General features: G+C 71.8%; 21 protein-coding genes. 13 read left to right on the top strand and 8 right to left on the bottom strand.

What is annotated here, in order from left to right:
• Window positions 1-38 precede the first annotated feature (38 nt).
• From pstB to UIS43_RS15580, 4 genes are all read left to right on the top strand, one after another.
• A complete protein-coding gene (gene pstB / locus UIS43_RS15565; RefSeq protein ID WP_370010515.1) occupies window positions 39-818 on the top strand; it encodes a phosphate ABC transporter ATP-binding protein PstB in 780 nt (259 codons plus the stop codon).
• A gap of 323 nt (window positions 819-1,141) precedes the next feature.
• The gene (locus UIS43_RS15570; RefSeq protein ID WP_013155378.1) at window positions 1,142-2,107 is read left to right on the top strand and encodes a nucleoside hydrolase; all 966 of its coding nucleotides are present in this window, start codon (window positions 1,142-1,144) and stop codon (window positions 2,105-2,107) included.
• Window positions 2,108-2,225: 118 nt separating this feature from the next.
• Window positions 2,226-2,576 (top strand): type II toxin-antitoxin system RelE/ParE family toxin, encoded by a 351-nt coding sequence (locus tag UIS43_RS15575; RefSeq protein ID WP_370010518.1) that lies wholly within the window; start codon window positions 2,226-2,228, stop codon window positions 2,574-2,576.
• Entirely contained in the window at window positions 2,576-2,902 is a 327-nt protein-coding gene (locus UIS43_RS15580) for a helix-turn-helix domain-containing protein (protein ID WP_013155380.1), read from the top strand. Before UIS43_RS15575 ends, UIS43_RS15580 begins: the two co-directional genes overlap by 1 nt.
• 190 nt (window positions 2,903-3,092) lie before the next feature.
• On the opposite strand, the gene UIS43_RS15585 is transcribed toward UIS43_RS15580, so the two are convergent.
• Window positions 3,093-3,710, bottom strand: coding sequence for a DUF47 domain-containing protein (locus UIS43_RS15585; RefSeq protein ID WP_013155381.1), 618 nt, complete (start codon window positions 3,708-3,710; stop codon window positions 3,093-3,095).
• A gap of 424 nt (window positions 3,711-4,134) precedes the next feature.
• Here UIS43_RS15585 and UIS43_RS15590 point away from each other — a divergent pair, with 424 nt between their 5' ends.
• From UIS43_RS15590 to purM, 3 genes are all read left to right on the top strand, one after another.
• Window positions 4,135-4,611, top strand: coding sequence for a sterol carrier family protein (locus tag UIS43_RS15590; RefSeq protein WP_013155382.1), 477 nt, complete (start codon window positions 4,135-4,137; stop codon window positions 4,609-4,611).
• Between the two features lie 9 nt (window positions 4,612-4,620).
• A complete protein-coding gene (gene purF / locus UIS43_RS15595; protein ID WP_071622923.1) occupies window positions 4,621-6,117 on the top strand; it encodes an amidophosphoribosyltransferase in 1,497 nt (498 codons plus the stop codon).
• Between the two features lie 102 nt (window positions 6,118-6,219).
• Window positions 6,220-7,284, top strand: a complete 1,065-nt coding sequence (purM, locus tag UIS43_RS15600) for a phosphoribosylformylglycinamidine cyclo-ligase (protein ID WP_358169667.1) — start codon at window positions 6,220-6,222, stop codon at window positions 7,282-7,284.
• Window positions 7,285-7,494: 210 nt separating this feature from the next.
• Here purM and UIS43_RS15605 read toward each other — a convergent pair whose 3' ends face one another.
• Window positions 7,495-7,722, bottom strand: coding sequence for a DUF3073 domain-containing protein (locus UIS43_RS15605; protein WP_013155385.1), 228 nt, complete (start codon window positions 7,720-7,722; stop codon window positions 7,495-7,497).
• A gap of 233 nt (window positions 7,723-7,955) precedes the next feature.
• Between UIS43_RS15605 and UIS43_RS15610 the strand changes: the two genes are divergently transcribed.
• On the top strand, window positions 7,956-8,807 hold the full coding sequence (locus UIS43_RS15610) for a hypothetical protein (RefSeq protein ID WP_036552281.1): 852 nt from the start codon (window positions 7,956-7,958) through the stop codon (window positions 8,805-8,807).
• A gap of 704 nt (window positions 8,808-9,511) precedes the next feature.
• Window positions 9,512-9,715 carry a developmental transcriptional regulator BldC gene (gene bldC, locus UIS43_RS15615; RefSeq protein WP_013155387.1) on the top strand — a complete coding sequence of 68 codons (204 nt, stop codon included), beginning with the start codon at window positions 9,512-9,514 and terminating at the stop codon, window positions 9,713-9,715.
• Between the two features lie 257 nt (window positions 9,716-9,972).
• Here the strand turns inward: bldC and UIS43_RS15620 are convergent, their stop codons facing one another.
• Both UIS43_RS15620 and UIS43_RS15625 read right to left on the bottom strand, forming a co-directional pair.
• Entirely contained in the window at window positions 9,973-11,358 is a 1,386-nt protein-coding gene (locus tag UIS43_RS15620; protein ID WP_232238544.1) for a hypothetical protein, read from the bottom strand.
• A 409-nt stretch (window positions 11,359-11,767) separates the two neighbouring features.
• Window positions 11,768-12,994: an LPXTG cell wall anchor domain-containing protein gene (locus UIS43_RS15625; protein ID WP_370010524.1), complete on the bottom strand. Its 1,227-nt coding sequence runs from the start codon at window positions 12,992-12,994 to the stop codon at window positions 11,768-11,770.
• 558 nt (window positions 12,995-13,552) lie between these two features.
• Between UIS43_RS15625 and UIS43_RS15630 the strand changes: the two genes are divergently transcribed.
• The 4 genes from UIS43_RS15630 (at window position 13,553) to UIS43_RS15645 (ending at window position 16,757) form a co-directional block, all read left to right on the top strand.
• On the top strand, window positions 13,553-14,443 hold the full coding sequence (locus UIS43_RS15630; RefSeq protein ID WP_013155390.1) for an N-acetylmuramoyl-L-alanine amidase: 891 nt from the start codon (window positions 13,553-13,555) through the stop codon (window positions 14,441-14,443).
• Window positions 14,444-14,543: 100 nt separating this feature from the next.
• A complete protein-coding gene (locus tag UIS43_RS15635; protein ID WP_013155391.1) occupies window positions 14,544-14,870 on the top strand; it encodes a hypothetical protein in 327 nt (108 codons plus the stop codon).
• A 30-nt stretch (window positions 14,871-14,900) separates the two neighbouring features.
• Window positions 14,901-15,602 (top strand): DivIVA domain-containing protein, encoded by a 702-nt coding sequence (locus tag UIS43_RS15640; protein ID WP_013155392.1) that lies wholly within the window; start codon window positions 14,901-14,903, stop codon window positions 15,600-15,602.
• Window positions 15,603-15,839: 237 nt separating this feature from the next.
• A complete protein-coding gene (locus UIS43_RS15645; RefSeq protein ID WP_013155393.1) occupies window positions 15,840-16,757 on the top strand; it encodes a M48 family metallopeptidase in 918 nt (305 codons plus the stop codon).
• 70 nt (window positions 16,758-16,827) lie between these two features.
• On the opposite strand, the gene UIS43_RS15650 is transcribed toward UIS43_RS15645, so the two are convergent.
• The 4 genes from UIS43_RS15650 to UIS43_RS15665 all read right to left on the bottom strand — a co-directional run bounded on the left by UIS43_RS15650 (window position 16,828) and on the right by UIS43_RS15665 (window position 20,213).
• Window positions 16,828-17,088: a DUF6504 family protein gene (locus UIS43_RS15650; protein WP_013155394.1), complete on the bottom strand. Its 261-nt coding sequence runs from the start codon at window positions 17,086-17,088 to the stop codon at window positions 16,828-16,830.
• Window positions 17,089-17,168: 80 nt separating this feature from the next.
• A complete protein-coding gene (locus UIS43_RS15655; protein ID WP_013155395.1) occupies window positions 17,169-17,498 on the bottom strand; it encodes a DUF6221 family protein in 330 nt (109 codons plus the stop codon).
• Window positions 17,499-17,697: 199 nt separating this feature from the next.
• The gene (locus UIS43_RS15660) at window positions 17,698-18,543 is read right to left on the bottom strand and encodes a glutamate ABC transporter substrate-binding protein (RefSeq protein WP_013155396.1); all 846 of its coding nucleotides are present in this window, start codon (window positions 18,541-18,543) and stop codon (window positions 17,698-17,700) included.
• A gap of 68 nt (window positions 18,544-18,611) precedes the next feature.
• Entirely contained in the window at window positions 18,612-20,213 is a 1,602-nt protein-coding gene (locus UIS43_RS15665; RefSeq protein WP_071622926.1) for a hypothetical protein, read from the bottom strand.
• Between the last annotated feature and the right edge of the window lie 6 nt (window positions 20,214-20,219).

Here is a 20,219-nt window from a genome sequence, read left to right on the forward strand (position 1 = left end):
ACGCCCCGCGCGCGGAGCAGATTCACGAGGAACTTCCAGTGGCGAAACGTATCGACGTCTCCGGTCTCCACGTCTACTACGGCGACTTCAAGGCCGTGGAGGACGTGTCGATGACCATCGAGCCGCGGTCGGTGACGGCGTTCATCGGATCGTCGGGCTGCGGCAAGTCCACCTTCCTGCGGACCCTCAACCGGATGCACGAGGTGACCCCGGGAGCCCGCGTCCAGGGCAAGGTGCTCCTGGACGACCTGGACATCTACGGGCCCGACGTGGACCCGGTCATGGTGCGCAGCGAGGTCGGGATGGTCTTCCAGAAGGCCAACCCGTTCCCGACGATGTCGATCTACGACAACGTCATCGCCGGTGCCCGCCTCAACAACCGGCGGATGAACAAGTCCGAGGCGGACGAGCTGGTGGAGGGTTCGCTGCGCGGCGCGAACCTGTGGGAGGAGGTCAAGGACCGGCTGAACAAGCCCGGTTCGGGCCTCTCCGGCGGGCAGCAGCAGCGGCTGTGCATCGCCCGCGCCACCGCGGTCAAGCCGTCGGTGCTGCTGATGGACGAGCCGTGCTCGGCGCTGGACCCGATCTCGACCCTGGCGATCGAGGACCTCATCCACCAGCTCAAGGAGAACTACACGATCGTCATCGTGACGCACAACATGCAGCAGGCCGCGCGTGTGTCCGACCGGACGGCGTTCTTCAACCTGTCGGCTCCGGGCAAGCCGGGCAAGCTCATCGAGATGGGCGAGACGAACCAGATGTTCACCCGGCCGGAGAAGAAGGAGACCGAGAACTATATCACCGGTCGGTTCGGCTAAACCGCTGCTGATACCCCTCTGACCAGGGACGACCGGTGATCGGGTGGTCGCTTCGGCTAAACCGCTGCTGATACCCCTCTGACCAGGGACGACCGGTGATCGGGTGGTCGCTTCGGCTAAACCGTCACCCGGACCCTTCCCGACCAGGGACGACCGGTGATCGGGTGGTCGCTTCGGCTAAACCGTCACCCGGACCCTTCCCGACCAGGGACGACCGGTGATCGGGTGGTCGCTTCGGCTAGACCGCTGCTAGTACCCCTGGGATGACCGGTGGGCGAGTGACCGCGGGAGGCCCCCGCGGACGAGAGAACACGAGGACAGGCGTGACCACACCGCTGGTGATCGACACCGACACCGCGCAGGACGACTGCGTGGCCCTCCTCATCGGGCTGCTGGACCCTGAGGCGGACCTGCGCGCCATCACCATGGTCGCGGGGAACGTCGGCTTCGACCAGCAGGTGCGCAACGCCTTCCTGACCCTCAGCGTGGCCGGTCGCCTGGGCGAGGTGCCGGTGTACCTGGGCTGCCGCCGTCCGCTCGTGCGCCCGTGGGTGAGCGCGGAGAACGTGCACGGCGACGGGTCGGGGGGCCTGTCCATGGACGTCTCCGGGCTGGAGACCGAGCGCGAGCACGCGGCGGACGCCCTGGTCCGGCTGGCCGCGGAGAACCCCGGCGAGCTGTCGATCGTGGCGATCGGGCCGCTGACCAACATCGCGATGGCGGCCGCCAAGGACCCCGACTTCGCCCGCAACGTCGGCGCCCTCTACGTCATGGGCGGGTCCAACAACGGCCGCGGCAACATCACCGCCGCCGCGGAGTTCAACTTCTACGTGGACCCGGAGTCGGCCAAGGCCGTGTTCGCGGCGGGCTTCGAGATCACCGTGGTCCCCTGGGACCCTCTGACGCTGCGCCAGGCGGTGTTCGGCCAGGAGCGGCTGGACGCCCTCGCCGCCCTCGGCACGCCGCTGTCGGACTTCTTCGGGCGCGTGTGCGCGGCGACGCTGGAGTTCGACCGCAGCGTGGGCATCGACGGCACCACCCACCCCGACTCCCTGACCGCCGCGGTGCTGCTCCACCCGGAGCTGGTGCGCCGCTCCGCGCGCTACCACGTGGACGTGGAGACCGCCGGGGAACTGACCCGCGGCTACTCGGCCATGTCCTGGGGCGTGCACGGGCTGGAGGCGAACGCGACGGTGATCGAGGAGATCGACGCCGACGGGTTCTTCGACCACCTCGCCGGGCTGCTGTCCCGACGCACCGTTCCGAACCGGACCGTCACCGGCCTGTAGCTTCCGACCTCCGGCTGCCCGGCACCTGACGGACACCTTCTCCATGCCATGTGCCACGGATCCATAACATCCGCACGAACGCGGAACACCGCACCGCCACGCTCATAGCATCGATGCTATGAGCTGGGGTAGCATCGAACTGGAGCCGGAAGTCGAGCTGTGGCTGGAGGCGCTGTCTGACGAGGAATGGGCGCAGGCCATGTTCCACCTGGACCTCCTTGAGTCCCGCGGAGTCGGCTTGGGGTTCCCCTACACGAGCCAACTGGACGGCAAACCGCGGGAACTGCGCTTCTACTGCGGTGGGCAGCGGGTGCGCGTCACCTACTACATCGCGGGCGAGCGACGCATCATCATGCTGACCGTGTTCCGCAAGACCCGGGCGCGCGAGTCAGCCGAGGTCAGGCGGGCGACGAGGGCCATGAACGAGTGTCTGCGCGCCGGTCACACCGTCGACGGCGAGGAGGAATGATGAGTACCTCACCGAGAAGGACCCTGTCCGAACTGAAGTCGTCCGAGCGCTTCGACCGGCCCGGAGTCCGAGAGGCCTACGAACTCACCCGGCTGCGTTTCGAACTGGCTGAGACCGTCCGGCTGCGGCGGGAGCAGCTCGGCTGGTCCCAAGCCGAACTCGGGCGCCGGGCGGGCATGCCCCAGTCCAGCATCGCCCGTTTCGAGCACGGTGGCACGGAGCCGACACTGCCCACACTGGAGCGCATCGCCGAAGCCCTGGGGCTGGTTCTGCGGGTACGGATGGAAACCCCTACGGAACAGGAACCCGACTCCAGCGCCGCGTAGATCGTTCACACCACCGGGCACCGTCCCGAACCGGACCGTCACCGGCCTGTGAACCCGTCCCCTCGGCCCCGGCCGGGACGAGGGGTGTGCGCGGCAGGGCGACGGGACGCTCCAGCGGCCCCCGGGGGCTTCGGCGTGCGAGGGGGCACGCCCGCCCGCCGCCGGCCCCCACGGGGCGGTCCGGGGAGCCTCAGCCGTTCTTGACGACGATGGTCTCCACCGTGTTCGCGACGTGCTCGAACGCGTCCGCGGCGGTCTCCAGCTCCTCGATGACGTCCTTGAGCTTGAGGACCGTCAGGGCGTCGTACTCCCCGCTGAAGAGGCGGGCCAGGAGCTTGCGGTAGATGCGGTCGGCCTGGTTCTCCAGCTGGTTGATCTCGATCCAGTACCGGGTCAGGTCCTCCAGCGTGCGCAGGCGGGGCATCGCCTCGGCGGTCAGCTCGGCGGCGCGCTCCAGCACCTCGATCTGGTCGATGATCCCCTTGGGGAGGCGCTCCAGGCCGTACAGGCCGATGAGGTCGACGGCGGCCTCCATGGAATCCATCACGTCGTCCAGGTTCGAGGCCAGACGGTAGATGTCCTCCCGGTGGATGGGTGTCCCCGAGCTCTTGTTGAGGCGTCGCATGATCGCGTGGGTGGCGTCGTCACCCGCGTGCTCGCAGGCGCGCATCTTCTCGGTGATGGCCTCGCGGTCGGCGCCGTCACTCATCAGCTCCACCAGCAGGCGAGCCGCGATGACCAGGTTGTTCGCCGAGTCGGTGAACATCTCGTAGTAACTGTCATCACGCGGGCGCAAGCGCAGGCGCACGTCGTTCTCCCGATGGTGCGGTGGTGTTCCTTGGTGGATGTTAAGCGCGTCGGCCAGTTGGTCCGGCGCGGCCGGGCTGGGCGGCGCCGGTCCGGCGCCGAGGGGTTGGGCTGGCACGGGCTTAGTCACCGCTTATTCATCTGGTGGTGCCGCCGCGTGGAACACCCTGGGGGTGCGGGGTCCATCGCAATCCTCCCAATCTCGACAACACCGGGACGGTTCGGGACGCTACCGTGTCCCGCTCCCGCTGGCCAGCGTCGCGCTGAGACAGGAATCACCCAATCGAGCGGAGACCGGTGGACAGTTCCACCGGGGTTCTTCGATGTCCACCTTCGGTCTATTTGGCCGCAATAACAAGTACCCCCTCCGTTCAACGGGCCGATCACCCGGCCACGCCGCGGTTCGGGCCCGTAGGCTCACCTCCATGCCTTCCGCCCTGAGCGCGAGCGCCGTGCGGCGCCTCCGCGCGTCCCTGGACGAACAGCTCTCCGAACTGGGAGAGGCCCCCTTCGAGGGGAACGACGAGGCCGCAGTGGCCGCCTGCGCCGAGGCCGTGCTGCGCGCCGGGGAGCCCGTGCGCGCGGCCCTCAAGGCCGCGGTGCGGGGCACCCTGGCGGTGCTCGCGGACCGTGCTCCCGGTCACAGCCTGGAGGTGCGCGTACCGCCGTACGGCGCCGTGCAGGCCGTCGAGGGGCCCCGCCACACCCGCGGCACACCGCCGGGCGTCGTCGAGACCGACCCTCTCACCTGGCTGCGCGTGGCCACCGGCCGCACCCCCTGGGAACAGGCGGTGTCGGAGCACCTGGTGCGGGCCAGCGGCGTGCGCTCCGACCTGTCCGGACACCTGCCCCTGTGGCCGGTACCTCCCCCGGGTGGTGCCCGGCCGACGGCCAGGCACTAAGCTGTGGGTGTGTCGTACTCCGACGGCCGGCTCACCATGGATCTCGATCCGCTCGAACGCGGCCCGCAGGACGCCTGCGGTGTCTTCGGGGTCTGGGCGCCCGGCGAAGAAGTCAGCAAGCTCACCTACTTCGGCCTCTACGCTCTGCAACACCGCGGTCAGGAGTCCGCGGGCATAGCGTTGAGCGACGGGGAACGGATCGTCGTCTACAAGGACATGGGACTCGTCTCCCAGGTCTTCAACGAGGCGACCCTGGACTCCCTGCGCGGCCACCTCGCGATCGGCCACTGCCGCTACTCCACCACCGGGTCGCCGGTGTGGGAGAACGCACAGCCGACCTTCTACACGGCGCGCGAGGGGGGTCTGGCGCTCGGCCACAACGGCAACCTGATCAACACCCCGGAACTGGCGGCGATGCTGCCCGACACGCGCCGGGGGGCCACCACCGACACCGAGGTCCTCACCAACCTGCTGGCCGAGCGGGCCAGGAGCGGCAGTTCCGTGGAGGACGCCGCCCTCGAACTGCTCCCGCAGGTCAGGGGCGCCTTCTCCCTGGTGTTCATGGACGAGGACACCCTGTACGCGGCGCGCGATCCCCAGGGCATCCGCCCGTTCGTGCTGGGCCGCCTGGGCGAGACCTCCGGCGCGGGCGGCTGGGTGGTCGCCAGCGAGACCGCCGCCCTGGACATCGTGGGCGCCAAGGTCGTGCGCGAGATCGAACCGGGCGAGCTCCTCACCATCGACGAGCGCGGGGTCCGTTCGCGGCGCTTCGCGCCCGCACGCCGCAAGGGCTGCCTGTTCGAGTACGTCTACCTGGCCCGCCCCGACACCACCATCGCGGGCCGCAACGTCAACTCCACCCGTGTGGAGGTGGGCCGCCGCCTGGCCAAGGAGCACCCGGTGGAGGCCGACCTGGTCATCCCGGTGCCCGAGTCCGGCACGCCCGCCGCGGTCGGTTACGCCGAGGCCAGCGGCATCCCCTTCGCCCAGGGCCTGGTGAAGAACTCCTACGTGGGGCGTACCTTCATCCAGCCCAGCCAGACCCTGCGCCAGCTGGGCATCCGGCTCAAGCTCAACCCGCTGCGCGACGTCATCGAGGGCCGCCGCCTGGTGGTCGTGGACGACTCCATCGTGCGCGGCAACACCCAGCGGGCCCTGGTGCGGATGCTGCGCGACGCGGGCGCTGCCGAGGTGCACGTGCGCATCTCCAGCCCGCCCGTGCTGTGGCCCTGCTACTACGGCATCGACTTCGCCACGCGCGCCGAGCTCATCGCGGCGAACATGTCCGTGGACGAGATCGCCGCCTCGGTCAACGCCGACTCCCTGGCCTACGTGGACCTCGACGAGCTCATCGCCGCGTCGGAGGTGCCCAAGGACAACCTGTGCCGGGCCTGTTTCGACGGCGTGTACCCGATCGAGGTGCGCGACGACGCCCGGGGCAAGTACCTGCTGGAGAAGTCCTGCGGCACGCCCGAGGGATCGACGCTGGCCACCAGCGACAAGTAGTCCGCCGCCGGGCCCGCACGGGCCCGCGCGGCGGCTCCGCCGTGCCCTGGGAGGGGAGGCGGGGACCGCACCACCAAGCGACACAGCACGAGGAGAACTGGCGTGGCAGCCGAAAGCACGGGGACGTCGGGCGCGTACGCGGCCGCCGGGGTGGACATCGCCGCCGGCGAGCGCGCCGTCGACCTGATGAAGCGCCACGTGGCGCGCACCCGCAGGCCCGAGCAGGTGACCGACGCCAGCGGCTTCGCGGGCCTGTTCCGGCTCGACACGAACAAGTACAAGGACCCGGTCCTGGCGACCTCCACCGACGGCGTGGGCACCAAGGTGATGCTCGCCCAGCAGATGGACCGGCACGACACGATCGGCATCGACCTGGTGGCGATGGTCGTCGACGACCTCGTGGTCAGCGGCGCCGAGCCCCTGTTCATGACCGACTACGTCGCCTGCGGCGCGGTGGTGCCCGAGCGCATCGCCGAGATCGTCGGCGGCATCGCCGAGGGCTGCCACCAGGCGGGCTGCGCGCTGGTCGGCGGTGAGACCGCCGAGCACCCGGGCGCCATGGAGCCGGACGAGTACGACCTGGCCGGTGCGGGCACCGGCGTGGTGGAGGGCGACGCGATCCTGGGCCAGGACCGGGTCCGCGAGGGCGACGCCGTCATCGCGATGGGCTCCTCGGGCCCGCACTCCAACGGCTACTCGCTCGTCCGCAGCATCGTGGACCGGGCGGACCTGGACCTGTTCGCGCACGTCCCCGAGCTGGACGGGGTGCTGGGCGAAGTGCTGCTCACCCCGACCCGGGTGTACGCCAAGGACTGCGTGGCGCTGACCGCGGCAGTGGAGGTACACGCCTACGCGCACATCACCGGCGGCGGGCTGGCGGCCAACCTGGCGCGCTCACTGCCCGACCACCTGGACGCGGAGCTGGACCGCTCCACCTGGGCACCCGCCCCCGTGTTCGGCTACCTGGCCGACAAGGGGAGCGTGGGCCGGGAGGACATGGAGGCCACGTTCAACATGGGTGTGGGCATGGCGGCGATCGTCGCGGCGGACGACGCCGAGCGCGCCCTGCGGGTACTGTCCGACCGCGGCGTCCCGGCCTGGCGGCTGGGCACGGTGACGGCCGGTTCGGGACGGGCCGTCCTGACCGGCGAGTACCGCGGCGCGTGAGGAGCGGACGCGAACATAGCCGGTGCGAACCACCGCAGTGGTTCGCACCGGCTATATCCACCTGTCCGCTACGGCTCCCGGGTGCGGGAGCCGTGACCGCCACAGGTCAGCGGTTGTTGTCCGAGCGACCTGAAGGTCTCGGTCTGCCGGGTACCGGCCCTACCGGGTACCGGTCCTGCTGGATACCGGTGCTGCCGGGTACTCCGGGTACTACTTGTCCGAGTCCGAGTACTTGTCGGCAAGATCCGCGTAGCGGTCGACCAGGTCGTCGTGAGAATCCGCGTAGGAATCATCCGGACCCGACGGCCCGGAGGGAGACCCCTCGTCCTCAGCGACACCCAGCTCCGACCGCAGCCGCTCAAGGTCGGTCCCGCCGGAGCTGTACTTGAGCTTCCGGGCGACCTTCTGCTGCTTGGCCTTGGCTCGGCCGCGCCCCATTGGCTCGACCCCCTCAACGATTGGGTTCCGACGAACCCCAGATCACTTACAAACCCGCACTATCGGGCTGACGGCCGTCAAACGCGACTGACGACAGGCGCCAGCTTACGTACACACACAACCGTACCTGGTCGGCCCCCGTCGTGCCTACGCCACCCGGGTGTGACGGATGTGGTGAGCGCACGTAACGGCGGCCGCACAGGCTACCCGTGGTGAGTGCCACAGACAACGATATGTGCCACGATGCGTTCGTGCTGCCCTACACCGCCTATCTCCGCGTCTACCAGCCGATCAACGCCTTCTCTCCGTACGAGCGCGGTTACTGGGAGGAGTACGCCGCCTCCCCCGACCGGCCCCGGCGGATCAACGCGCTGGCGGCGGAGCACGCCGAGAGCCTGAGCCGCCTGGTGGCCACGCCCCCGGTGGTGGCGCCGGCGGAGGAGAGCCGCAACGCCTACCTGCGGCGGGTGAACGAGCGGCTGTACGTCTGCCCCTGGCAGACCCGGCTGCGCTCATGGCGGGCCTTCACGGAGTTCACCAGCACGATGCCGGTGGGGGTGAGCACGGCGTTCGTGCCCGTGGACGAGGCGGAGCGGGCGGAGGAGGAGTACCGCGAGTGGCGGGACTCGGGCGCGCTGGTGCGGCCGGGGATCCTGTCGAGCAACTGGACCGTGCCGATCCCCTGGTTCGTGCCCTTCGAGGCCCAGGAGCGGTGCCTGGTGCTGTCGGCGAACTCCACCCGGACCCTGCTGTACCTGACACGGACCTCGCTGGCCCTGAGGCGGCTGGAGCAGACGGCGGCGGTGCTGCGCGAGCACATCGGCGAGCACGCGGTGTCGGCCGCCACCGAGCAGCTGACGGACTGGCTGACGCTGACCGCGCACCCCGACTCGCTGCTGGAGCTGGACTACGGCGGGCTGCCGCACCTCCTCAGCGACGACCACCTCGGCGAGGACCACTCGGTGGCGGAGGTGGCCGGGGCGATCGAGGCCCTGGCGACGGGGGACGGTCGGCGCGTGGTGGAGCTGCGCGAGAGGCTCACGCGGCGCTGGAGGTCGGTACGCGCACTGGAGCACGCCAACTGAGGGTTACGGTGTCACCACGTTTTCGTGGACACCCACCGCCTTCTGTCGTCATCCGAAAGGGCGGACACGTGCGCGCCACGCCGGTTACCAACCTGGTACACCAGGTTTCTCGCTCTTCCTCCGCCATCTTTTCGCACGTGACAAGGGTGCGAGCCCGGACGTCGTCCGCGCACGACATCAAGAGTCGTGAAACTGGGCATAACGCCCGATAGGGATCGGCGTAGACTGTAGCCAAACGATCACAGAGCGCACCCTCAGTAACCAGGAAACCCTTGTCACGCGGGGAATCCGCGCGACCCGACCGTCAGCCGAAGCACACGGCGCCCCTCCCCCGCCGGTCCGCCTTCTCCCCCGCACGCGAACCGCCCACCGAGGGCCAAAGGCGCCGCCACGCTCCACGGAGCCGGGTTTCGGTCAGGCAGCCGTAGCACTTCGGGCACTCCGCATCGAGAAAAACGAGGCCGGAGAACGAAGTTTTGACCGAATACGCCACATGCCACTAAACGTGTCGCTAGAATCACTTAGCGTGACGCGGCCACGGGCGGCTTTCTTTGGCCTCCCACGTGCAAAGTTGCTTGGAGTGGTCGTACAATCACCTCGGGTGATGCCAATATAGACCTAGAGGGAATATTGGACATCCGGGCCAAGTGCCAGGATTAAGGCTCAAGGATCGGCACACAGATCCAGGAGGAGAGGCCGTACACATGTCAACTCGCACGCCCGAGGCGGAGCCCCTGTTGACCCCCGCCGAGGTTGCCACCATGTTCCGTGTGGACCCCAAGACCGTGACACGCTGGGCGAAGGCGGGCAAGCTGACCTCGATCCGCACCTTGGGCGGACACCGCCGCTACCGCGAGACCGAAGTCCGCGCCCTGCTGGCCGGAATCCCCAGCCAGCGTACGGAGTGATCTCCCCTGTCTGCGCCGATTCCGGGGGGAACGGTCGGACGGGCTCCGGCCGCTGACAGCGGCTGACAAAGGTCGAGGGCGGGTCTTCCCACAGGAGGCCCGCCTTCCGCGTGTCCGGGCGCCGAGGGGCGGCGGGCCCGGACGTTCCCACCGGACGGGCCCTCCGCCCGGGGCCGTGTGAGGACATCCAGCGAAGCCGGGCACACGGATGCCCGGGCACGCGGTGGAGCCGGGCGGCGGGTCCCGGAGGGCGCCGGCTAGAAGTCCTCGATCCGGTCGTCCATGGCGGTGGTGCGGTCGCGGGCCAGGAAGGTGGCGGCCGCGCCGCCGCCGACCGCCACCACCGCGGCGGTGATCAGCGCGGCGAGCGAGCTGCCCGTGGTCGCCAGGCGGTCGTCGTCCCCGGCGGCCTCCTCCGGCCGCGGCGACTCCTCCTCGGGGTCGCCCTTGTCGCCCGGGAAGGGCGGGGTGGTCGCGGCGTAGGTGGACCCGAGCGCCCACGCGTCGGCGAAGTCCACCGCGAAGCCCCTCTCCTGGCCGACCTCTCCGACCTGCACCCACACGGTCATCCAGCTTCGGCTCCCCCGCCCGTCCCAGTCCTCGTCCTGGTCCCGGAAGGTGGTCTCGTTGGCCTCGAAGCGGATGCGGACCGGCACCTCCAGGGCCACGTCCCCGTCCTCGTCGAAGACCTCCAGGACCTCCGCCACCACGGTCCCGTCGGCGTTCTTGCCCAGCGGCCCGGCGGAGACGCCGAACGCGGTCAGGTCGCCGTGCGCGAAGGTCGTCTCGGTCACGCCGTCGTACCCGGCGGTGGCCGTGGCGGTCACGTCGGCGAGGGTGAACTCCACGGCGTTGCCGTCGGTGGACACCGTCTCGGCGGCGGCCCCGTCGAGGAGGAGCACGTCCCCGGCCGCGCTCGGGGAGGAGCCGGAGGGACTGGGGGACGCGCCCTCCTGCGGTTCGTGCCGGGGGGCGTCGGAGGGCTCCTCGCTCGCCTGGGCCGCGTCCTGGTCCCCCGTGTCCGCGGGGGTGTCCCCGTCGCCCCCCGAGCCCCCGTTCGCGGTTCCCCCGTCGGCGGGGTCCCCGCCCGAGGGGGTTTTGTCGTCCGCTCCGCCACCCGTGTCGCCGCCCGTGCTGCCCGCGCCGTCCGTGCCGTCGCCGCCGGTGCCGTCTGGCGAGGGCTCGTCCCGGAAGGGGGTGCCCTCCGAGGACGGTTCGGCCTCCGGGGAGGGGGACGGCTGCGCGGAGGGCTCGGGCAGGTCCACCTCCGGCGGCACGTCGATCAGCCCCTGGGCGGCGAGGTCGGCGACCTCCATCCGGAAGGAGGCGGTCCGCACGGTGGAGGCGGCGCGCGCGCTGTCGGCGTCGACCACGGTGTGGCTCTCGCCGTCGATCTCCAGGTAGGCGGCCATCGGCCCGAAGAGGTCCTCCGCCGCGGCGCTGCCCTCGGTCTCGCCGCCGAATCCGGTGGCGGTGGAGTAGCCGGTGACCACGTCGCCGTCGGCCACCCAGGCCTGTGCGTTGCCCCAGACGAGCTGGTCGGCGGCGGCGGGGAGCGCGGGCACGGCGCCCAGCACTCCGAGAGCGACGAACAGGACGCCGCCGCGGACGAGGCGGCGCGCGGTCAGCTTGGCGGGAGACACCACAACACTCCTGTTGTATGCGGGGGATGTCCGACCCTGGGGTCGGCCCGTGACCGCCGCGAACGGCGGACAGGGTTGCCCGGCCGACCTGAGACGGCCGGTCGCGGTGTGCGGGGCGGATCGTGTCGGGGCCTTCCCACCCCGGGAAGGTGACTCTGTGTCGGGCGGTGTGTGCGGGCGCCCTACGGCGAGCCTAACCTCTGGATCACGAAACGGAAACCGTTCGCCGTGGGCCGATCGGCCGGTGCGCGGGCGCCGACCACCGGTCAACGGAGGCCGCCGCCGCGAAGTTCCGGACGCCCCGGGAGGCAGCGGAAGCGGTGCCGGGCGGAAGGCTCCGGACAACGGAAACGGCCCCGGGGAACGTGTCCCCGGGGCCGGGTCGGCTCAGCCGACGCCAAGCGCGTGCCTAGCCCTCGCTGGTCTCCGCGGCGGAGTCAGCGGTGTTCTTCCTGCGGCGCGCGAAGTACGCGGCCAGACCGCCACCGGCGGCGATCGCGGCACCGGCCGCGATCAGACCGGCGATCGGGCTGCCGGTCTGGGCCAGGGACTCGGCGTTCTCCAGCTTCTCCGGCTGCGGCTTCTTCTCGGTCTTGTCCTCGGGGTGGGTGGGCGCGGGCTTGTCGTCGCCGTCGTCACCGCCGTTGTCACCGTTGCCCTGCTCGAAGACACCGACGCTGGCGAGGCTCTCGGCCAGGTCCACGTAGTGGAAGGGGGCCTCGGCGCCGTCGACGGTGAAGGACACCGCGAAGCCGGTGTAGGCGTCGTTCCAGGTGACGCCGTTCTCCTCGTCGCTGTACTCCTCGACGTGCTCGTACGACTGGATGTCGATCAGAACGGTGATCTGCTCACCGCTGTCGAGGGTGACGACCTCCGGGTAGGAGATGTCGGCGACGTCGGCGCTGTGGGAGACCTCGCCGTCCCAGCTCTGGGTGGTCGTGGTGGTCACACCGGACAGGGTGGCGTCGAGGACGATCTCTTCCGAGCCGCTGACCAGCTCGGTGCTCTCCTCGTCCAGAACCAGGGTCTCGGGCTCGGAGACGGTCGCGGGGTCGGTTTCGGGGGCCGGGCTGGTCTCCGGCGCCTCCGGGGCGTCGGTCCCGCCGCCTGTGTCCTCGCCGCCGGTCTCACCGCCACCGGTGTTCTCGTCACCGCCGGTCTCACCGCCCTCGCCGCCGGTACCGCCGTCCTCGGGCTGGCCGTCGTCGACGCCGGGCTCGGTCTCCTCGCCCTCGGGGGCCGGGGACTCCTCGGCCTCGGTCTCCTCGGTCTCCTCCGTGACCTCGGACTCCTCGTCGAGGTTCTCCTCGACGATTTCCTCGACATCGGAGACGGTGAGCTGGACGCGGGCGGTGTCCACGGTGGCCGTGGCGGTGACGCCGTCACCGCCGACCGTGGCGCTGCTGGTGCCGGAGAAGGTCAGCCAGCTGCCGATGGAACCGGAGTAGCTGTTGGTGGTCGTGCCGTCGTAGCTGACGGCGACGCCCTCCCAGTTGCCGACGGAGGCGTAGGCCCAGCCGTAGTACTCGGTCTCGGCCGCGGCGGGGAGAGCCGTGGCGATGCTGAGCGCGCCGAGAGCGGCGAAAGCCGCTCCGCCCTGGAGAATGCGACGCGCGGTAACGCGAGTGTTCTTCAAGTCAATCCTCTTCGGATCGGCCGCAGTCCGCACTGGTCAGACTGCTCTGGATACGCGCGCCACCGGCCGACCGTGGGGGAAGTCGTGGGAACACAGGGCGCGAACCAGGATCGGATGGGGGATGGCGGGAGCACACAGAAAGCTCACTGCCAGCGGAAACAGGAGGGCGCGGTCGCGACCACCGGACGGAGGAGGCGCGGGAACCGGGCCGTGGAGTACTTCCGATTTCCTAACCCAGACCTTACATCCCCACAAAGGACGAATTCTCCCGAAGCCCATCACGAAAAGATCACAGGGAAAGAACCCCTCACTCTGAGCGACACCACAATTCTCTGCGGAAGTTTTTCTCGGAACCGGTAAACCGAACACCGTATGTCGCGTCTTACAAGGGAAGCGCGTCCCCGAGGAATGCCTTTGACCCGCCCGGGGCCGCGCCCCGGGTGACGGGCGGCACACCCCCGGGCGGGGCCCGCTCCCGTCAGCCGCGGCCTCCCCCCGCGCCCCACCGCCGCACGTCCGGGGTGACGCCCGGGCCCCCGGAGCGGCTAGGTTGTGGGCATGCCCGTCTCCGCACCGTCAGGGCCCCGGAGCCGCGCCACCCGCGCCCTGTCACTCGCCTCCGTCCTCCTCCTCACCGCCGTCGCCTGCTCGACGACGCCCGGGGCGCCCCCCGGCAGCGACCCCACCGCCGCCCTCCCCCTCCCCGGACCGCAGGACGGCGCCGACGGTGACGACCGCGAGGCACCCGGGGGCGGGGAGCAGGAGGGCCCGCCTCCGGGCCAGGGCCCCCTCGGCGACAGCGTCGTGGTCATCGACCCCGGCCACAACGGCGGCAACGCCGCCGCCCCCGACGAGATCAACGCGATGGTCCCCGCCGGACCGAACGAGAAGGCCTGCGACACCGTCGGCACCGAGACCGCGAGCGGCTACGCCGAGCACGAGTTCAACTGGCAGCTGTCCGTGCTGGTCAAGGAGAGGCTGGAGGCCGACGGCGCCACGGTCGTCCTCACCCGCGAGGACAACGGCGGGGTCGGGCCGTGCATCGACGAGCGCGCGGGCATCGGTAACGAGGAGGGGGCCGACGCGGCCGTGTCCCTGCACGCCGACGGCGGCCCCGAGACCGGTCGCGGGTTCCACGTGATCATGCCGGGCGAGGTCGAGGGCTTCACCGACGACATCACCGAGTCCTCCCGGCTGCTCGGTGAGGACATCCACCGCGCGTACCTGGAGGGGAGCGGCGTCCCCACCGCCGACTACCTCGCGGACGAGGGCCTGGACGTGCGCACCGACCTGGGCGGGCTGAACATGTCCGACGTGCCCAAGGTGTTCCTGGAGACGGGCAACATGCGCAACCCCGAGGACGCGGCGCTCATGGAGGATCCCGCGTGGCGGGAGCGGGCCGCCGACGCCATCGCGCAGGGCCTGGCCCTCTACCTCATGCGGGGCTGAGGGAGGGCGGACGGCGCGACGGCCCGCCCCGGGCGTCCACACCCGGCCACAACTCCCGCCGCTGTGGCGGAGGCCGCTCCCCCGCGGGCATAATGCGCCCATGACGTCCCCCGCCCCGCGCCCCCTCCCCTTCCCCGGTTTCGACATCGTCCTGCGCGGCTTCGACCGCCACCAGGTGGACGACCTCGTCCACCGGGCCTCCTCCACGCTGACCGCCCTCACCGGCGGCCCCGTCCTCACCGACGAGGACGGGCGGGCCCTCGACCGGCCCTCCGCGCCGGCGCCCGACCCCATCACCTCCGCGGAACTGGCCGACGCCCCGGTGGACCTGGTCCTGCGCGGGTACGACCGCTCCCAGGTGAAGGACCTCCTGTCCCGCCTCGTGGAGCTGCTGGCCGAGGCCGAATCACACACGACCCGGGGATAAGACAGCCCTGCGAACCTCGTCAACTGCACAATGGGGACCATGCCTCTGACACCGGCGGACATCCGCGAAAAGAAGTTCCACACGGTGCGTCTGCGCCCGGGGTACAACGAGGAGGACGTCGACGCGCTCCTCGACCGGATCGAGGCGACGCTCGTCGCCCTGGAGGGCGGCCCGAGCACGGGCGCGCTCATCACGGCCGACGAGGTGCGCAACTCGCGGTTCCGCACCACGAGACTCAGCCCGGGCTACCGGGAGGACGAGGTCGACGACTTCCTCGACCTCGTGGTCGCCGACCTGGCCGGCCGCGGCCTCGGCCGCGCCCGGGACCAGTCGCCGCCCCGCCCCGGCGCGGCGGGCGCCTCCGCGCGGCCGCGGCACCAGCGGCCCGGTCCCGACGCGGGCCCGGACGCGCCGTGGCGGCAGGAGGGCCCGCCCCGGCCGCCGCGGCGTTCCGGGATGACCCCGAGGGACGTCCGGGAGAAGCAGTTCGCCACCACCCGGCTGACCACGGGTTACAACGAGCAGGAGGTCGACGACTTCCTGGACCGGGCCGAGTTCACGCTGGACGTCCTCCAGCAGGGGCGGCCGGACCGGGCCACGCTCACCGCCGCCGAGGTGGAGCGGATCCAGTTCAGCACCACGCGCGCGCGGCCGGGGTACGACCCGGCGCAGGTGGACCACTTCCTGGACCTGCTCGCCGAGGAGCTGCGCGGGTACGAGCAGCCGCACTGACGGTGACTCCGGGTGAGGGACCCGGTCTGAACGGACGACCGCGGGCCGCGTACGAACCGGGCCTCGGCGACGGCCCCGGACGCGTTCGCGCCTGTCGGGCCGGGGTGGAGGGGCCACCGGCCACGGACACGCCGTAGCGCACACTCCCCATTTTCAGGACAGCGGAAAGTAATATTTGGACACAGGAAGTAGTCATCCCCCCGCTGTCCCGCAGACCGCGCCCCGAGGGGAGGCAGGATGTCCCACGCGATGCCGCCGGAGGGGCGCGCCACCGCATGTCCGGCGCACGGCGCGCCCGACCGCTGCTCCGACGCCGACGGCGGCCCCAGAACCCGTTCCAGGGAGGGGCTGCGGGTGCTCGGCGCCGACGAGGAGGTCGTCCCGGCCTCCGCCCACCCGTGGGAGGCCCCGCTCCTGGCCGCGTGCGTGGGCGCCACTCTGCTGACGGCGGCGGGACTGGCCCACGCGGTGTGGTCGCTGACGGGGTCGTGGCTGTGGGCGGCCGCCGCCCTGGCGGTGGTGCCCGCCGTGTACTGGCAGGCGCGGGGGCTGCTGTACGCCCGGCGCAGGGCGGAGTCGGTGAAGATCTCGCCCACGCAGTTCCCCGAGGCGCACCGGATGGTGGTGGCGCTGGCCGCCGAGACGGGGCTGCCCCGGACGCCGGAGGCCTACGTGCGGGTGGGGCCGCGCCGCTGGGGGACCGACGCCGCCGGGCACGGGCTGCGCCGGTACCTGGTGCTGTCGGACGACCTGTTCGGCCCGTGCGGCCGGGTCCGCGACCCCGAGGCGCTGGCCTTCCTGGTCGCGCACCAGCTGGGGCACGTGGCGGCCGGGCACACCGGTTTCTGGCGGCGGACGGCGGCGCTGGGAGGGGAACTGGTCCCGGGGCTGGGGGCCGCGCTGTCGCGGGCCATGGAGTACACGGCCGACAACCACGCCTACGCGCACGTCCCCGAGGGCGCCCACTCGGTGCGCGTCCTCGCCGGGGGCGGCAACCTGTACACGCGGGTGAACATGGGCGAGATGGCGGACCGCGCGCGCACCGACCGGGGCTGCTCGCTGCTGCTCTACCACCTGCTGACCCGCCGACCGGGCAACACCCGCCGCATGGCCGCCCTGCGCGACCGCACCCGGCGCGGCCGGGTCTTCCTCTAGACCACCCCTCCGGGCACCGGCTCCCGCCCGCCCGGCGGGGTCCGCTCGACGGCGCCGGGCGGGCTCCGGATCAGTTCCAGTGGCGGCGCATGGTCCAGCGGTCGGAGGCGAGGTCGCGGGTGATGTCGATGATGCTCGGCTCCCCCGTGTCGGACTCGGCCGAGACGCGGAGCAGGTGGATCTGCGTGGCCGGGACGCCGGGCGTGCCCGGGCGGGCGGGCCAGTCCCCGATGACCCTGCGGACCCGGTAGGCACGGCCGCGCCAGGTGAACTGGGCGGGGGTCCCGCCCTCGGTGGAACGGACGTCGATCTGCTCGTTCAGAAGACTCACCCCGCCAGCTTATCGAACACCAGTTCGAACAAGTCAAGCGTCGGCGGCCCGTGTCGGGGACCCCGCCGGCGACAGGCGGGTCAGTCCGCCCAGGACCGGTCGTACTCGGGGTGGTTCCGGTACACACCGGCGAGGTACTTGACCGCCAGCCGCCAGGCCAACAGCTCCGACCAGGGGTCGCCGCCGGCGCCGCGCCGGGCCTCGGGGAGGGGGCCCGCGCCGCCGGGGGCCACGAGGGGTTCGAGGTCGCGCATACCCGCCCGGTGCGCCTCGGCGTACCCGCGGACGATCTTGCGTTTGGCCGCGACCTCCGCCAGCGCACGGTCACGGCCGCGGGTTCCCGCGGGGACGGCCTCCGACGCGCGCTCGTCCTCGTCCAGACGCGCGTTGAGGAACTCGACGATGGTCAACGGACAACTCCCATCCTGTCCACCACTGCCCCGGTACTGGGTGCAGGACCCGTACCCGCGCCGGGCCGCCCCGGCGACGGCCCGGCGCGGAGCGGGGCTCCTCCGTCCGGTTCCGGCCACGGGCCCCCGCTCCGGCCTTTCGCCCCCCCCCCCCCCCGCGCCCCCGCACCCGCCCGCGGGCGCACCACGTTCCCGGACCTCACGTCGGATCGCAGCCCTCGAACTGGGGCACGCTCGTCACCACGAGCTGGGGGTTGATCCCGCCGAACCAGTGCTCCAGCAGCTCCTCGGCGGTGCCGTCCTGGTACATCTGGCTGATGGCCCTGTTGACGGCCTCACAGGCGCGCACGTCGCCGTGGGGCAGGCCGACGCCGTACTTCTCGTCGGTGAAGGGGTTGTTGACGAACCGGAAGGCGTCGGGCTCCTCGGCCAGGAACCCGGCCAGGATCAGGTTGTCGGTGGAGACGGCGTCCACCTCCCCCGCGCGCAGGGCGTCGATGCAGGCGCTGTAGCTGGGCGCCTCCCTCTGCTCGATGCCGATGCCCAGGCCCTCGCTGATGCGGACGGCGGAGTAGGAGCCCTCCCCCTGGCAGACGCTGCGGTCCTCCAGGTCGCGCACCCCCCGGACGTCGGTGTCCTCGGCGCGCACCAGCACGTCCTGCTTGGCGACGTAGTAGGGGCCGCCGAAGGTGACCTGGGTCTTGCGGGCGGGGGTGATGGAGTAGGTGGCCACGACCATGTCCACCTCGCCGCTGATCAGCTTCTCCTCGCGGTCGGCGGAGGTGACGCCGGTCACCTCCACGTCCTCGGCGGCGAAGCCGAGCCTGTCGGCGATGTAGAACGCCACGTCCACGTCGAAGCCGGTGATGCCGCCGCTGCCGTCCTCCAGCCCCAGGTTGGGCTGGTCGGTCTTGACGCCGACGGTCAGCGTGTCGGCGTCCAGGAGCGACTCCTCCTCGCCCAGCACCGCTGAGCAGGCGGGCAGCCCGATCACCGCCGCGGCGGCCAGGGCGGCCGCGGCGGCGCGCCCGTGTCGAAACCTCATCGGCCTGTTCCTCGTCTCTCGGGGGGTGCGGATCCGGGTGGGGGTGGACTCGGGGCGGGAGGCCGGACTCAGCGGTACTCGGCCAGACGGGGGCGGACCCCGAGGACGAGCAGGACCAGCAGCAGGGCCGTCGCGGCGGGCAGCAGCCACGTCCAGGGGGTGAGCGCCGCGTCAGCGCGTCCGATGCCCGCGTCGAACGCCTCCTCGTGCAGGTCGGTCAGCTCCGCCAGCGCGGCCTCGTAGGTCTGGAAGGCGCCGTCCTCGGAGTGCGCGACGCCCATGCGGACCCCGACGGCCCCCGCCAGGTCCCCCTCCTCGGCGGCCGAACGCAGCGCCCGGTCCTCCGCCTGGAGGGCGTTGTAGGACTCCAGCACCTCGGCGAGCGCGCCCTCCTGCCCCGGCAGCAGCGTGTCCTGGGCCCGCTGGCCCAGGTAGCCGAGCGTGCCCGGGTCCTCGGGGTCGGAGCCGTCCGATCCCGGCAGCTCCGGGTAGGCGGCGACCACGCCCTCGATCTGACCGTAGTACGCGTCCAGGTTGCTGGCCGGGCGGTACAGCACCTGCTGCGCCCGCTCCAGGTACACCAGTTCGTAGTTGTCGGCCATGTCCCGGTCGAGCAGGTAGCGGCTCTGGTCCGCCTGCATGTCGGTGGAGATGGCCCCGGCCCGGGACAGCGCCATGGCCGCGTCCAGCCCCTCCTCCTTGGCGTCGCGTTGGTGCCCGCCGCTGACGGTCAGGACGAGGACCACCCCGCCGGTGAGCAGGACTGCGACCGCCGTGGCGGCCAGCAGCGGCGCGCTGAACCGGCGCCGGAACCGCACGCGCAGGTACAGCTGGAGGCCGAGCAGCGCGGCGACGGTGACCGTGCCGACCGCGCCCACCCAGAGCATGCCGAGCGCGACGGAGGACTGCCCCTCCTCGTGGTTGGCGCGCACGTTCGCCGACGCGTCCAGCCCCAGGTTGAACGCCTTGGGCAGCAGTTCGGCGTGCATCAGCCGCGTGGCCTCGCCGTAGGCCTCCAGGGCCGCCCCGTCCACCCGGCCGGGCGGGGCCTGTGCCTCGTCGTTGAGCAGCCGCGCCTCTCTGGCGAGCTGCTCGTAGGCGCCCATCCCGTTCAGGACCGCCTCGACGTTGCGCTCCTCCACGCTGTCGCCCTCGGTCAGCGATGCCGCTTCGAGCAGGGCCTCGTTGGCCCGTGCCCGGCTCGCCTCGTACCCTTCCAGGGCGTCCTCGCGGCCCGAGCCCAGGCCGTGGTCGGTGCCCATGAGCAGCACGTCGGCCACGCGGGCGTCCATGTCCGCGAGCGCCAGGTACAGGTCGGTGGTGGCCAGTGCCTGGGGACCGGCGTCGTCCCCGAGCACGCGCAGGCCGTCGCGGGCCTGGCCGAGGGTGGCGGTCGCCGAGCCGAGCAGTCCGAGGACGGCCAGCACGCACACCGAGGACAGCAGCCACACCCGAGCCGGGGTGGTGCCGGCCCAGCGGCGGAGCCCGGAGACCCGTTCACGGGCGCCGTGCCCGCTCCGCCCGCGTCGGGGCGGGCGGGCGCCCTCGCGGTCGGGCGCCGGGGCCCGCGGGGGCTGGCCGCCCGGCACCGCCGGGAGCGCGCCGTGCGGGGCCTCCGGCGGCCTGGTCCCGGTCCCGTGCGGGGCCCGGTCGGGGGTGGGGGGCGTCAACGGGGT

Source organism: Nocardiopsis sp. LDBS0036, from assembly GCF_041228755.1.
GTDB lineage: Bacteria > Actinomycetota > Actinomycetes > Streptosporangiales > Streptosporangiaceae > Nocardiopsis > Nocardiopsis dassonvillei.

Bases quoted from the DNA above. Each gene is read 5' to 3' on its own strand.
- UIS43_RS15575 (WP_370010518.1), top strand. From the start codon at position 2,226: ATGAGCTGGGGTAGCATCGAACTGGAGCCGGAAGTCGAGCTGTGGCTG.
- UIS43_RS15580 (WP_013155380.1), top strand. From the start codon at position 2,576: ATGAGTACCTCACCGAGAAGGACCCTGTCCGAACTGAAGTCGTCCGAG.
- UIS43_RS15590 (WP_013155382.1), top strand. From the start codon at position 4,135: ATGCCTTCCGCCCTGAGCGCGAGCGCCGTGCGGCGCCTCCGCGCGTCC.
- UIS43_RS15605 (WP_013155385.1), bottom strand. From the start codon at position 7,722: ATGGGGCGCGGCCGAGCCAAGGCCAAGCAGCAGAAGGTCGCCCGGAAG.
- UIS43_RS15610 (WP_036552281.1), top strand. From the start codon at position 7,956: ATGTGCCACGATGCGTTCGTGCTGCCCTACACCGCCTATCTCCGCGTC.
- bldC (WP_013155387.1), top strand. From the start codon at position 9,512: ATGTCAACTCGCACGCCCGAGGCGGAGCCCCTGTTGACCCCCGCCGAG.
- UIS43_RS15630 (WP_013155390.1), top strand. From the start codon at position 13,553: ATGCCCGTCTCCGCACCGTCAGGGCCCCGGAGCCGCGCCACCCGCGCC.
- UIS43_RS15635 (WP_013155391.1), top strand. From the start codon at position 14,544: ATGACGTCCCCCGCCCCGCGCCCCCTCCCCTTCCCCGGTTTCGACATC.
- UIS43_RS15640 (WP_013155392.1), top strand. From the start codon at position 14,901: ATGGGGACCATGCCTCTGACACCGGCGGACATCCGCGAAAAGAAGTTC.
- UIS43_RS15645 (WP_013155393.1), top strand. From the start codon at position 15,840: ATGTCCCACGCGATGCCGCCGGAGGGGCGCGCCACCGCATGTCCGGCG.
- UIS43_RS15660 (WP_013155396.1), bottom strand. From the start codon at position 18,543: ATGAGGTTTCGACACGGGCGCGCCGCCGCGGCCGCCCTGGCCGCCGCG.